Raw genomic sequence first — 15,352 nt, 5'->3', positions numbered from 1 at the left:
GCGCGCTGCTCACCGAGCGCCTCGAGACGGCGGAGTTCGACGAGGAGGCCGGGTTCTACGAGCTGGGCCTGGACTCCACGGGGCTGCTCGGCATCGCGGCCGACCTGGAGCGGGCGTACGGCACCGACTTCTCGCCCACGCTGCTGTTCGAGCACAACACCTTCGCGTCCCTGGTCGAGCACCTCCAGGAATACCGGCTGCCCGACGACGGGCAGGCCGTGACCCCGGCCCCGCCCGCCGCTTCCCCGGCCCCGGCCGGGAGCGCGGCGCGGGAGGAACTGCCCACCGAGGTCGTCTGGTTCGAGCCCCACTGGCGGGCCGCGCCGCTGCCGCCGGCACCGGCGCCGGCCTCCGTGCTGACCGTCGACGCGTCGACCCCGCGCGACTGGTCGGCCCTGCTCGCGGCGACGGACGCCTCCGATGTCCTCTGGACCCCGGCCGACCCGCAGGACGTCGAGAGGGAGGCGGTCGACCTGACCGCCTTCGCGGCGGCCCTGCTGCGCGCCCGCAGGAGCCCGGCCCGGATCGTCTGCCACCTTCCGGCCGACGCGCCGGCCGCGGCGGTCGCGGGCCTGTTCCGCACCCTCCGCATGGAACAGCCGGGCGTCAGCGCCACCGTGGTGCGCTCGCCGCACGCCGCCGACGCCCTGGCGGAGCTCGCGGCGGGCGCACCCGACGCGGACGTCCGGTACGAGGCGGGGGAGCGCCGGGTGCGCGACATCCGGCCGACGCCCGCCCCGGACACGCCGACGCGCCTGCGCGAGCGGGGCGTCTACCTGATCACGGGCGGACTCGGCGGGGTGGGCCTCGCCCTGGCCCGGCACCTGGCGCGGACCGTACGGGCCCGGCTGGTGCTCTGCGGGCGCACGGCCGCCCCGTCGTCGGTGACCGCCGAACTGACCGCCCTCGGGGCCGAGGTCGCCGTCGTCGCGACGGACGTCACCCGTGCCGAGGACGTGCGCCGCGCGGTCGACCACGCCCTGTCCACGTACGGCGCGCTGCACGGAGTGGTGCACGCCGCCGGTGTGCTGCGCGACGGGCTGATCGCGGGCAAGAGCGCCGAGGACGTACGCGCCGTACTGGCGCCCAAGGTCGCCGGGGCCCGCCACCTGTACGAGGCCACCCGGCATCTCGGGATGGACTTCCTCGTGCTCTGCTCGTCCACGGCCGCCGCCTGGGGCAACCGGGGCCAGGCCGACTACGCCTGTGCCAACGCCTTCCTCGACGGTTTCGCGGAGGGCAAGCCGGGGGTCGTGTCGGTCGGGTGGCCCGGGTGGGCGGACGGCGGCATGCCGCTCGACGACGCCGCCCTGCGCACGATGGGCCTGAAGGCCATGGACACCCCGACGGCGATGGACATCCTGCTGCGGGCCGCGGGCAGCGGCCGGCCGCACCTGGTCGCCCTCGTGGGCTCGGCGGACACGATCACGGGCCGGTTCGCCCCGACGGCCGCCGAACCCGCCGCGCCCGCCGAACCTGTCACGGCCATCGAACCCGTCGCGCCCGCCGCACCCGTCACCGCCCCGGTGGCCGCGGTCGCGGTGACCGACGCCGCCGACGACGACGCGATCGCCATCGTGGGGATCAGCGGCCGCTACCCCATGGCCCGCAGCGTCGACGAGTTCTGGACGAACCTCCGTGACGGCCGCGACTGCATCACCGAGGTGCCCGCCGACCGCTGGGACCACGACGCGATCCACACCGACGCCAAGGGCGTCCCCGGCCGTTCCTACGGCCGGTGGGGCGGATTCGTCGACGGCATCGACGAGTTCGACGCCGCGTTCTTCCACATCTCACCCAACGAAGCATCGGTGCTGGACCCCCAGGAGCGGCTGTTCCTCCAGGAGGCGTGGCACGCGTTCGAGGAGGCGGGGCACGCGCCCTCGGCCTGGCGCGGGCGCGCCGTCGGGGTGTTCGCGGGCGTGATGTACAACCAGTACCAGCTGCACGGCGTCCGCGAGGAACCCGGCTTCGTCCCCTCGTCGTTCAGCGCCTCCATAGCCAACCGTGTCTCCTTCTTCCTCGACCTGAAGGGGCCGAGCATCGCGCTCGACACCATGTGCTCGTCGTCGCTGACGGCGCTGCATCTCGCCGTCGAGGCGATCCGGCGCGGGGAGTGCGAGGCGGCGCTGGCGGGAGGCGTCAACCTGCACGTCCACCCCAACAAATACCTGCTGCTCAGCCAGTCGTCCTTCCTCTCCACCGACGGCCGCTGCCGGGCCTTCGGCGAGGGCGGGGACGGCTACGTGCCCGGGGAGGGCGTCGGCGTGGTGCTGCTGCGGCCACTGCGCGACGCGCTGCGCGACGGCGACCACGTACACGCCGTCATCCGCGGCACGGTGCTCAACCACGGCGGCCACACCGGTGGCTTCTCCGTGCCCAACCCGGCCTCGCAGGCCGCGCTCGTCGAGAACTCGCTGGCGGGGGCGGGCGTCGACCCGGCCGACCTCGGCTACCTCGAGGCGCACGGCACCGGCACCAGCCTGGGCGACCCGATCGAGATCGCGGCACTGGAGCGGGCCTTCGACGGCGCCGGGGCCGGCCGCGGCCCGTGGCCCATCGGCTCCGTCAAGTCGAACATCGGCCACCTGGAGTCGGCGGCGGGCATCGCCGCCCTCACCAAGGTCGTGCTGCAGATGCGCCACCGGGAACTGGTGCCGTCCCTGCACGCCGAGACGCTCAACCCCGGTGTCGACTGGGCCGCCTCGCGGTTCCGCGTGCAGCGCGCCACCGAACCCTGGACAGCGCGAGACGGCGTGCCGCGGACTGCGGCGATCAGCTCCTTCGGTGCCGGTGGCGCCAACGCGCACGTGGTACTGACCGAGCACCCCAGCTCTGAGGCCACCCCGGACGCGGCCCCGGAGGCGGCGCGACCCCGGCTGTTCGTGCTCTCCGCCAAGGACGCCACCCGGCTGGACGAGACGGTCGCGGCCCTGCTCGCCCACCTGGAGCGGGCCGCCGCCGCCCCCGCCGGCGTTCCCGCCGCCCTGGAGGAGATCCTAACCGAGGTCGTGGGCTTCCCGGCCGACCCCCGCGAACCGCTGGCCGAACTCGGCCTGGACTACCCGCGGCTGGCCGAGCTCGCCCATCGCGTCGAGGAGGCCTTCGGCGTCCGGCTGCCCGTCGACGGGGGCACCACCCCGGCCGGTCTGGCGGCCGGGCTCGCCGCGGCGGCCCCGCCCATGGACCCGGCCGCCCTCGCCTTCACGCTCTGGGCCGGACGCGACCACCTCGACGAGCGGCTCGCCGTCGTCGCCACCACCACCGCCGAGTTCGCCGAGGCCCTGCGCACCGGGACGGGCTGCCACCGCGGCCGGCGGCGGCGCAACGCCGCCCCGGTCTCCGGGGACGACCTGCAGACCCTGGCACGGGCCTGGGTCGAGGGAGCGGACATCACCGTCCCGTCACCCGACCGCCCGCGCCGGCTCTCGCTGCCCGGCTACCCCTTCGCCCGTGAACGGCACTGGATCGAGACGGCCCCGGCCCCGCGGGCGAGCCTGCCCGCGCCGACCGAGCCCACGGAACCGGTCGGTTCCGTCGCGCCCGCCGCACTGGCCGAACTGGTCGAGCTGCCCGACCGGCACGTGTTCAGCACCCGGATCTCCACGGCCGACCGGCCCTGGCTGGCCGACCACACCGTGGACAACACCGTGCTCGTCCCCGGGACGTACTTCGTCGACCTGGCCCTGCACGCCGGAGCACGACTCGGCTGCCCCCGGGTCGCCGAGCTCGTGACCCACACCCCGCTGCCGTCGGGCGACGCGGACGTCGCTCTCGTCGTCGGCCCGCCCTCGGCGGACGGGCGGCGGGACTTCGAACTGCACGCCCGCCCCGCGGGTGCCTCCTGGGCCGCCCATGTGACGGGCGCCCTCGCCCCCGACCCCGACGACGCCCCCAGCACGCCGCCCCTCCCGGAGGACGCCGAGGAGGTGGACGTCACCCGGCTCTACGAGACCCTGACCGGATACGGACCCGCCTTCCAGGGCCTGCGCCGCGCCTGGCGCACCGCCGACGCGGTCTACGCCGACGTGGTCGTACCCGACGGGGACGCCGGGCCGCACGGTCTGCACCCGGTGCTGCTCGACGCCGCCCTGCACACGGTGGCACTCGCCTCGAAACTCGACGGCGAACGCCCCTACCTGCCCTTCGCCTGGTCCGGAGTGCGTGTCCACGCCGTCGGCGCGACCGCCGCCCGGGTACGGGTCGTCCACCTCCGGGACGACGCCGTCGAGGTCCGGCTCACGGACCGCGCCGGCGCTCCCGTGGCGTCCGTCGACTCGGTCGTCCTGCGCCGGGCCGGCACCCCCGCCGACCCGCTCCACCACATCGAGTGGGTGCCCGTCGACACCCCGGAGGCGGACCCGCACGCCCGCTACGCGGTGCTCGGCCCGGACCCGGACGGGATCGCCGCCGCCCTGGGCGCGTCCGGGGCGGAGGTGCTCCGGGCGCCGGAGCCGTCCGCGCTGTCGGACGTGCCGCCGGTCGTCGTCCTGCCCGTCGCCTCCGACGGACCGACGGCCGCCGCCGCCCGCGCGCTCACCGGCCGGGTCCTCGGCCTGCTCCAGGAGTGGCTGGCCGACGAGCGGTACGCCGCCTCCCGGCTGGTCCTCGTCACCACCGCCCCCGACCCGGCCACCGCCGCGGCGTGGGGCCTGGTGCGCTCCGCCCAGTCCGAACACCCCGGGCGGTTCACGCTCATCGAGGCGGACGGCCCGCTCGCGCTGCCCCGCGCGCTGGGCTCCGACGAACCGTCGCTGGCGCTGCGCGACGGGCGGGTGCTGGGCGCCCGCCTGGTCCGCACACCGGCCGCCGCGTCCCCGGGCGAGCCGCGCCGGCCCGGCACGGTCCTGGTCACCGGCGCGAGCGGTGCCCTCGCCGGGCCCGTGGTGCGCCACCTCGTGGAGCGGCACGGCGTGCGCGACGTGCTGCTGGTCAGCCGCAGCGGCCGGCGCCCGGCGGACCTGGCCGGGCTGGACGCCCGTATCGAGACCGCCGCCTGCGACGTGGCCGATCGCGCGGCCCTCGCCGCTCTGCTGGCCGACCGGCCGGTGACGATGGCGGTCCATGCCGCGGGCGTCCTCGACGACGGGGTCGTCACCGCCCTCGACACCGAGCGCCTCGAGCGCGTGCTGCGGCCCAAGATCGACGGCGCGACGAACCTCCACGAACTGCTGCCGGACGCCGAACTGGTGCTGTTCTCCTCGGTGGCGGGCGTGCTGGGCGGCCCCGGCCAGGGCAACTACGCCGCGGCCAACGCCTTCCTCGACGCCCTGGCCCGGCACCGCGCCGAGTCCGGCCGGCGGGCCGTCTCGGTGGCCTGGGGACCGTGGGCGACCGAGGACGGCATGGTCGCCGACCGCGACCGGCTCGCCCGCGGTGGCGTCGAGCCGCTGCCGACCGACGCCGCCCTGCGGCTGCTGGACGCCGCCCTCGCCGGACGACACCCGGAGGTCACCGCCGTGCGACTAGGCGCCGGCCGGGCCACCGTCGTGCCGCACCTGCTGCGCGGTCTCGTCGCACCGGAGCCGGCCGCGGCCCCCGCCGCCGACCCCGGCCTCGCGGGCCTTCGCCCCGACGAGCGGCGGGCCAGGCTGTCCGCGCTGGTCCGGGGTCAGGCCGCGGCCGTGCTCGGCTACTCGGGCGCCGCCGCGATCGAATCCGACCGGTCGTTCCAGGAGCTGGGCTTCGACTCACTGAGCTCCATCGAGTTCCGCAACCGGCTCGGCGCGGCCCTGGGGCTGTCCCTGGAGGCCACGCTCGTGTTCGACCACCCCACCCCGGCCGACCTGGTCGACCACCTCGACGAGCGGTTCGCCGGCGAGTCGGACGCGGACGACCTGCCGACCCTGTTCGAGGCCTTCGACCGTCTCGCCACCGCGCTCACCGCGGCGGAGGAGGACATGGACGACACGGCCCGCGACCGCGCCGTGGAACGGGTCCGCAGCCTGCTCGAACGCCTGGCACCCCGCACCGCGCCGGGTTCCCTCACCACCTACGAGACCGCGACCGACGACGAGGTCTTCGCTTTGATCGACGCTGAGCTCGGCACCCCGCTGCCGGGACTGGAGGACCGCAACCGATGACCAACGAGGACAAGCTCCGCGACTACCTGCGGCGGGTCACCGCGGAACTCCAGACGACACGGCAGAGGCTGCGCGACGTCGAGGACCGCTCCGCCGAGCCCATCGCGATCGTCGGCATGGCCTGCCACTACCCCGGCGGCGTCGAATCGCCCGAGGACCTCTGGTCCCTGGTCGCCGAGGGCCGCGACGGGATCACACCGTCCCCGGCCGACCGCGGCTGGGACCTGGACGCGCTCTACCACCCCGACCCCGACCACCCGGGCACGACCACCGTCCGCGAGGGCGGCTTCCTGCACGGCGCGGCCTCCTTCGACGCGGGATTCTTCGGCATCTCACCGAAGGAAGCCCTCCACACCGACCCCCAGCAGCGGCTGATCCTGCAGACCTCCTGGGAAGCCGTCGAGCGGGCGGGCCTGGACCCGACCGTTCTGCGCGAGAGCCGCACCGGTGTGTTCACCGGCGTGATGCACCACGACTACCCCGGCGCCCAGGGGGCCGGCAGCGTCGTCTCCGGGCGGGTGGCCTACCAGCTCGGCCTGCGCGGCCCCGCCATCACGGTGGACACCGCCTGTTCGTCGTCGCTCGTCGCCCTGCACCTGGCCGTGCGGTCACTGCGCCGCGGCGAGTGCGACATGGCCCTCGTCGGCGGTGCGACGGTGATGGCCACCCCCACCGGCTTCATCGAGTTCAGCCGCCAGCGCGGCCTGGCCCCCGACGGCCGGTGCAAGCCGTTCGCCGCCGCCGCCGACGGCACCGCCTGGTCCGAGGGCGTGGGCGTGCTCGTCGTCGAGCGCCTCTCGGCGGCGGTGGCCGCCGGCCACCGGGTGCTGGCCGTCGTCCGCGGCACCGCCGTCAACTCCGACGGCGCCAGCAACGGCCTCACCGCGCCCAACGGCCCCGCCCAACAGCGCGTCATCCGCGAGGCCCTGGCCGACGCCGGCCTCACCCCCGAGCAGGTCGACGCGGTGGAGGCGCACGGCACCGGCACCCCGCTCGGCGACCCGGTCGAGGCACAGGCCGTGCTCGCCGTGTACGGCAAGCAGCGGAAGAAGCCGCTGCGCCTGGGGTCGGTCAAGGCCAACCTCGGGCACACCCAGGCCGCCGCGGGCGTCGCCGGGATCATCAAGACGGTCATGGCCATGCGGCACGGCGTGCTGCCCCGCACGCCGCACCTCGACGCCCCGACGCCGTACGTGGACTGGTCGGCGGGCGCCGTGGAGCTCCTCGCCGACGACGTGCCGTGGCCCGCCGGCGACGACCTCCGGCGCGCGGCCGTGTCCTCGTTCGGAGTCAGCGGCACCAACGCCCACGTGGTCCTGGAAGAGCCGCCCGTATCCGAGGACAACGAGCACCCCGCGACGGAGGAGGCCGCACCCGACGCGTCGGGACCGTGGGCCTGGCCCCTGTCCGGCCGTTCGGCCGACGGGCTGCACGCCCAGGCCGCCGCCCTCGCCGGCTTCCTGGCCGACCGCCCTGAACTCCACCCCCGCGACGTGGCCTTCTCGCTGGCCACCACCCGCGCCGCGCACGAACACCGCGCGGTCGTCCTCGGCACCGACCGGTCCGAGCTCCTCGCCGCTCTGACCGAGCTCGCCGCGGGCCGGCCGTCGCCCGCCGTGGTGGAGGGCACCACCGGCCCCTCGGGCCCGGTGGCCTTCCTCTTCCCCGGCCAGGGCTCGCAGTGGCGGGACATGGCCGTGCGCCTGCTCGACACCAACGAGGTGTTCCGCGCGCGGATAGCCGAGTGCGAGGCCGCCCTCGCCCCGCACGTCGACTTCGAGCTGACGGCCGTCCTGCGCGGCGAGGGCGACCTCGACCGCGTCGACGTCGTCCAGCCCGCCCTGTTCGCGGTCATGGTCGCCCTCGCGGAGGTGTGGCGCTCGCTCGGCGTCCGGCCCGCCGCCGTCGTCGGCCACAGCCAGGGCGAGATAGCCGCCGCCTGCGTGGCCGGCGCCCTGACCGTCGAGGACGCCGCCCGCGTCGTCGCCCTGCGCAGCCGGGCCCTGACGGCGATCTCCGGCCGCGGCGGCATGATGTCCGTCGCCCTGCCCGCCGACGACGCCCGCGGCCGGCTGCGCCGCTGGGACGGCCGACTGTCGCTGGCCGCCGTCAACGGGGCGGCCTCGGTGGTCGTCTCGGGCGACACCGACGCGCTCGACGAACTCCTCGCCGCCTGCGAGGCGGACGGCGTGCGGGCCCGGCGCGTCGACGTCGACTACGCGTCGCACAGCGCGCACGTCGAAGCCGTCCGCGAGCAGGTGCTGGAAGCCCTCGCCCCGGTGCGCCCGCGCGCCCCCGAGGTCCCCTTCTTCTCCTCCGTGGAAGGCCGCTGGATCGACGGCTCCGACGGGGACACGGCCTTCGACGCCGACTACTGGTACCGCAACCTGCGCGAGACGGTGCGCTTCGACGAAGCCGTCACCGCCCTCGTCGAGCGTGACTGCGCCACCCTGCTCGAAGTCAGCCCGCACCCCGTCGTCACCAACGGCGCCCAGGAGACCGTCGACGCCCTCGGCACCGCCACCGCCGTCGCCCACACGCTGCGCCGGGACGAGGGCGGACCGGAACAACTGCTCCTCGCCCTCGCCCAGCTGCACGTCAAGGGCGTGCGGCCCGACTGGTCCGCCGTCTGGCCCGGCGCCCGCCGCGTCGAGCTGCCCACCACCGCGTTCGTCACCGAGCCGTACTGGCTGCGCACCGCCGCCGGCACCGGCGACGCGACCGCGCTGGGCCTCGACAACGTCGAGCACCCCGTCCTGCGGGCCGCCCTGACCGGGGCCGAGGGAGTGGTGCTGACCGGCCAACTGACCCTCGCCGCCCAGCCCTGGCTCGCCGACCACACGGTGGAAGGACACGTCGTCCTGCCCGGCGCGGCGCTGGCGGAGCTGGTGTCCAGGGCGGGCGACGAGGTCGGCTGCGCCGCCGTCGACCAGCTCACCCTGCTCACCCCCGTCGTCCTGCCCGACGACGCCGACGTCCGGCTGCGCATCGACATCACCGGCCAGGACCGAGACGGCTCCCGCGGACTGACCCTGCACGCCCGGACCGGGTCCGGCCACTGGACCACGCACGCCACCGCCGTCCTGCTGCCCGCAGGCGACGAACCGCCGGCGGCGCCCGCCGTATGGCCGCCGTCCGACGCGGAACCGCTCGACGTCGAGGCGCTGTACGCCCGGCTGGACGGGGCGGGCCTGGCGTACGGCCCGGCCTTCCGCGGTGTACGGGCGCTGTGGCGGGGCCAGGGCGGCGACCTGTTCGCCGAGGTCGCCCTGCCCGGCGCCGACGGGGCCGACGGCTTCACCCTCCACCCGGCCCTGCTCGACGCGTGCCTGCACCCGGTGGCACTCGGCGGCTTCCTCACGCAGGAACACGGCCGCCCCTCGCTGCCCTTCGAGTGGCAGGGCCTGCGCGTGCACGCCGTCGGCGCGGACACCGTCCGCGTCACGCTCTCCGCCGCCGGACCCGACGCCGTCCGCCTCGCCCTCACCGACCCCTCCGGGGCACCGGTCGCGTCGGTGGACACGCTGGTGCTCCGCGAGCTCCCGGCGGGCGCCCTCACCCGGCCCGACCGCGGCGACCTCCTGCGCCCCGAGCAGGTGGCCCGCCCCCTGCCCGACGGCGGGGCGGACGGTCACGAGGACTACGCCGTTCGCGACGCGGACCTCGCCCGGCTGCTGAAGAGGCAGCCCACCGAGGACGTCGCCCGCTTCGTGCTGGTCCCGGCTCCCACCGGCGACCCCGCCGACGCCGTGCGCGACGCACTCGGCCTCGTCCACGACTGGGTGGCCGACGACCAGGAGGCCCGGGACGGCGAGAACACGCGGCACCCGGCCCCGACGCTCGTCGTGGTCACCCGCCACATCCACGACGACGTGGCGGAAGCCGCCGTCGCGGGCCTCGTACGGTCCGCCCAGCTCGAACACCCCGACCGTTTCCTGCTGCTCGACCTGGCCGACGACGAGGACGCCACCCTCGCCGCGATCCCCGCCGCACTGGCCGCGGGCGAACCCCAGATCACCCTGGCCTCGGGCGCCGCGAGCGTGCCGCGACTGGTCCGCGCCGCCCCGCCCACGGGTGAGGCGGCGGACCTCGGCCCGACCCTCGTGACCGGGTCGTCCGGGACGCTGGGCCAACTCGTCGCCCTGCACCTCGTGCACACGCGCGGCGTACGGGAACTGGTCCTGGCCAGCCGGCGCGGGCCCGAGGCACCCGGCATGGCCGAACTTGCCGAGGAACTGACCGACGCCGGTGCGACCGTACGGGTCGTCGCGTGCGACGTCGCCGACCGCGCCGCGCTGGCGGAGCTGGTCGAGGGAGCGGGCTTCACCACGGTCGTGCACGCCGCCGGCGCCCTAGACGACGGCCTGGTGACCGACCTGACACCGCAGCGCCTCCCGCGCGTGCTGGAGCCCAAGCTCGACGCCGCACGCCACCTGCACGAACTGCTGCCCGAGGCACGGCTGGTGCTGTTCTCCTCCGCCGTGGGCGTCCTCGGCGGTCTCGGACAGGCCAACTACGCCGCGGCCAACGCCGGGCTCGACGCCCTGGCCCGGCTGCGCCACAGCCGGGGGCTGCCCGGCGTGTCACTGGCCTGGGGCCTGTGGGACGCCACCAGCGAGATGACGGAGGGCGTCGACCGCGCCCGCTTCGGCCGCTCCGGCTTCCTGCCGCTGCCGACCGCCGACGCGCTGGCCGCGCTGGACGCCGCCCTCGCCTCCGACGAGCCGGTGCTCGCCCCCATCCGGCTCGACGTGGCCGCCCTGCGGGCCCAGGGCGACGCCGTGCCCGTCCCGCTCCGCGACCTGCTCGGCGCGCCGGCGCGCCGCACCGCCACCCCCGGGGGGCCGGTCGCCGACTCCGAACTGGCCGGCCGCCTCGCCGGGAAGAGCGGAGGCGACCGGCGGCGCATCCTGCTCGACCTGGTGGTCGGCCACACCGCCGCCGTGCTCGGCCACACCTCGCCCGACCTGGTCGACCCCGACCGGGCGTTCAAGGACGCGGGGTTCGGCTCGCTCAGCGCCGTCGAACTGCGCAACCGCCTCGCCGGCGCCACCGGCCTGCGGCTGCCGGCCACCTTGGTGTTCAGCCACCCCAACCCGGCCGCGCTGGCACGCCACCTGGACGAGCTGCTCGCGGGAGCCGCCCCGGCGACGGCGACGGCGGCGGTGGCGGCCCCCGGCACCACGGCCGCCGCGGACGATCCCATCGTCCTCGTCGGCATCGGATGCAGGATCCCCGGCGGTGTCCGCAGCCCGGAGGACCTCTGGGACATGCTGGTCGCCGAACGCGACGGCATCTCCCCGTTCCCCGACGACCGCGGCTGGCCGCTGGAGCGGCTCTACGACGCGGACCCCGCGGCCGCGGGCAGCTCCTACGTCCGGCACGGCGGCTTCATGACCGACGCCACCGCCTTCGACGCGGCCTTCTTCGGGGTGTCACCGCGCGAGGCCCTCGCGATGGACCCGCAGCAGCGACTCCTGCTGGAGACGGTCTGGGAGGCGTGCGAGGACGCGGGCATCGACCCCGCCACCCTGCGGGGCACCCGGACCGGTGTGTTCGTGGGCGCGATGTACCAGGACTACGGCCGCCTCCTGGAGAACGCCGCCGCCGAGGGCTTCCTCGCCCCCGGTGTCGGCGGCGGCGTGCTGTCCGGCCGGGTGGCGTACACCTACGGACTGGAGGGTCCGACGGTCACCGTCGACACCGCCTGCTCGTCGTCGCTGACCGCGCTGCACCTCGCCGCCCAGGCCGTACGGGCGGGGGAGTGCGACCTCGCGCTCGCCGGCGGTGTGACGGTGCTCTCCACACCGGTGCCGTTCGTGGAGTTCAGCCGCCAGCGCGGACTGGCCGTCGACGGCCGGTGCAAGCCCTTCGCGGCCGCCGCCGACGGCACCGCGCTGGGCGAGGGCGTCGGCGTGGTGCTCGTCGAACGCCTGTCACGGGCCCGCGCCCTGGGGCACGAGGTGCTGGCCGTGCTGCGCGCCAGCGCGCTGAACTCCGACGGGGCGAGCAACGGCCTCACGGCCCCCAACGGCCGGGCCCAGGAGCAGGTGATGCGCGCGGCCCTCGCCGCGGGCGGCCTGCGCCCCACCGACGTGGCCGCCGTCGAGGCCCACGGCACGGGCACGGAGCTCGGCGACCCGATCGAGGCACAGGCCGTCCTCGCGGTCTACGGCCAGGACCGTCCGGCGCCGCTCCGGCTCGGCTCGCTCAAGTCCAACATCGGCCACATCCAGGCCGCGGCCGGCATCGCGGGAGTCATCAAGGCCGTCCTGGCCATCCGGCACGGACTGCTGCCGCGCAGCCTGCACATCGACGAGCCCTCCCCGCACGTCGACTGGAGCACCGGCGACGTCGCCCTGCTGACCTCGGCAGAGCCGTGGCCCGAGCAGCCCGGACCGCGGCGCATGGGCGTGTCCTCGTTCGGCATCAGCGGCACCAACGTGCACGTGGTGATCGAGCAGGCGCCGCCGGTGGACGCCCCGGAGACACTGCCCGCCCTGGAGGGCGTGCCGTGGCTGCTGTCGGCACGCTCCGAGGACGCGCTGCGCGCACAGGCGCAGCGACTGCTGGAGGCGGACACATCCGACCCCGCCGCGGTGGCGCGTGCCCTGTCCACCACCCGATCCGCCCACCGCCACCGGGCCTTCGTGACCGGTGCCGACGAGACGGCCACGCGTGCGGCCCTGACGGCCCTGGCGGCGAACCGCGCGGCCGACGGTCTGCGGCGGGCGACCGCGAGCAGGCAGCGGCTGACACTGCTGTTCACCGGTCAGGGCAGCCAACTGCCGGGCATGGGACGGGGCCTGTACGAGACGTTCCCCGTGTACGCGGAAGCCTTCGACGAGGTGGCCGCGCACTTCGACCTGGAAACAGGGCTGCGGGAGGTGGTCTTCGAGCGGGAGGACCTGCTGGACCGCACCGAGTACACCCAGCCGGCGCTGTTCGCCCTCCAGGTCGCCCAGTTCAGGCTGCTGTCGTCCTGGGGCGTCGTGCCCGAGGCCCTCGTCGGCCACTCCATCGGTGAGCTGTCGGCGGCCTGCGTATCCGGCCTGCTGCCCCTCGCCGACGCCGCCGCCCTGGTGGCCGCGCGAGGCCGCGCCCTGGGCGCGCTGCCCGCCGGGGGAGCGATGGTGTCGGTACGGGCTACGGAGAAGGACGTGCTCGCCGTGCTGGACGGCCGCGCCGGCCAGGTGGAGATCGCGGCCGTCAACGGCCCCCGCGCGGTCGTCCTGTCCGGGGACGAGGAGGCCGTGCTGGCCGCGGCCCAGGAGCTGGCGGACCGCGGCCACCGCACCCGCCGCCTGCGCGTGGACGTCGCGTTCCACTCGCCCCACGTCGAGCCGGCGCTCGCCGACTTCCGGGCGGTCGCCGAGACCATGCGGTTCGGGCAGGCCCACATCCCCGTCGTCTCCACCGTCCGGACCGACCGGGCCATGGACACCGCCGAGTACTGGGTGGACCAACTGCGCGGCTCGGTCCGGTTCGCCGACGCCGTCGAGCAGGCGCACGAGAGTGGCGCCACGGCCTTCCTGGAGGTGGGGCCCGACGCCGTGCTCGCCCAGGCCGCGGAGGCCTGCCTGCCCGACACCACGGTCCGCCCCGTCGCCCTGCTGCGGCGCGGCCGCGACGACGTCCGCGCCGCCACCGAAGCCCTGGGGCTCCTGCACACCCACGGCGTGGACGTCGACTGGACGGCCGTCCACGCGGGCAGGCCGACGGGCCGGGCAACGCTGCCGACGTACGCCTTCACCGGCCGTCGCTACTGGCCCGAACCGGCCGTCCCGCAGCAGCTCGAGGCCGCGGCGCCCGCACCCGTGACGGATGCCAGTCTCGATCCGTTCTGGTCGGCCGTCGACGGCGCCGATGTCACCACCGCCCTCGGCCTGCTGGACCTGCGGGGCGACGAGACACCGGCCCAGGTGCTCGCGGCCCTCGGCCGTCTGCGGTTCGGCGCGAGTGCCCCGGTCATGGAGAGGGCACGGTGGACGCCGGTGCCGGACGCCTCCGCGCCGGTCCTCGCGCACGACGTGCTGCTCCTCGCCCCCGACGGGGGCGACGACGACCTGGCCGACGCGATCGCCGGTGTCCTGGTCCGGCACGGCGCCCGCGTCCGGTCGGGCGGCGGCGAGCGGCCCGACCTCGTGGTCGCGCTGCCCGGCGCCGAACCGGTCGCCGAGCCCGGTGTGCCCCGGTGGGTGCTCACCGACGGCGGCACGGTGCCCACGTGCGACCACGTCGTGACCCTGCCGCAGGACATCGACGCCCGCGTCAGGGCCCGGCTCTGCGCGGCCATCGCCGACGGGCACCGGGAGACGCTGATCCGGGCGGACGGCAGGTTCGTGCGCGAGTACGAGACGGTCGCTCCGGCCGGTCGGTGGCGACCCCAGGGCGACGTCCTGGTGGCCGGTCCTTCGGACGCGCTGACCGAGGCGACGGTCGACGCCGTACTGAGGTCCGGCGCCCGCTGCCTGGTGGCCGGCGGAGCGACCTGCCCGCCCGGCGCCGTCAAGTTCGAGGACGCCGAGGGCCCGGCGCGGCTCACGGCGGCGATCGTCCGGGCCGGATGCGGATTCGACGACGTGGCAGCGCCCCTGGTGACCCTCGTGTCCGTGGGCGACCGCGTGGACGCGACAGCGCGGGAAGCGGACGGGGACGGGCGTGCCGTGCACCTCGTGGCGGTCGACCCCGGCCTCGATCCCCGTGCCGCCGTGCTCGGACTGTGCCAGGCCATGGCCATCGACGAGCCGGCCGTGCGACTCCTCGCCCCGGCCTCCGGGACCGACACCCCGGTGTCGTCGGAAGCCGAGGTCCCCGCCGCGGCCGTGCCGCCCGTCGCGGCACCCGACACCGCACAGCCGGCCCCCGTGGCCGAGCCGTCGGTCGAGGCGTCGGTCGAGGTGGCGGCCGAGGGAGCGCCGACGGACGACCGTCCGGACGCCGGGCCCGAGGGGAAGGATTCGAGCAGCCAGGACTCCGAACTGAGGGCGACGCTGGCGGAGCTGCCGCCGGAGCGCTGGGCGGAGGCCGTGCTGGGCGGCGTGCAAACGCTCGCCGCAGCCGTGCTCGGCTACGAGTCGGCGACCGAGATCGGCGCCGAGGACGAGTTCTTCGACCTCGGCCTGACCTCGGTCACCGCGCTCGAACTGCGGGACCACCTCGCCACGTTGACCGGCCTGGACTGGGCTGCCGACGTGCTCTACGAGTGCCCGACGCCGCGGGTGCTGACGGACCTCGTCGTCGAGCGGATGACCGAGGAAACGGGGTGA

2 protein-coding genes (1 of these 2 only partly in view) are annotated in these 15,352 nt (G+C 76.1%); both read left to right on the top strand.

Features of this window, described 5'->3' with window-relative positions:
- Positions 1-6,083, top strand: the 3' portion of a protein-coding gene (locus tag ACZ53N_RS04710) for an SDR family NAD(P)-dependent oxidoreductase (protein ID WP_469139520.1). 883 nt of this gene lie to the left of the window's left edge; the window shows 6,083 of its 6,966 coding nt (coding positions 884-6,966); the start codon falls outside the window, past its left edge; its stop codon occupies positions 6,081-6,083.
- On the top strand, positions 6,080-15,352 hold the full coding sequence (locus ACZ53N_RS04705) for an SDR family NAD(P)-dependent oxidoreductase (RefSeq protein WP_469139519.1): 9,273 nt from the start codon (positions 6,080-6,082) through the stop codon (positions 15,350-15,352). Before ACZ53N_RS04710 ends, ACZ53N_RS04705 begins: the two co-directional genes overlap by 4 nt.

Source organism: Streptomyces sp. NPDC033229 (genome assembly GCF_055576875.1).
The sequence above is the reverse complement of the archived record's forward strand: the minus strand, read 5'-3'. Positions and strand labels throughout refer to the sequence as shown.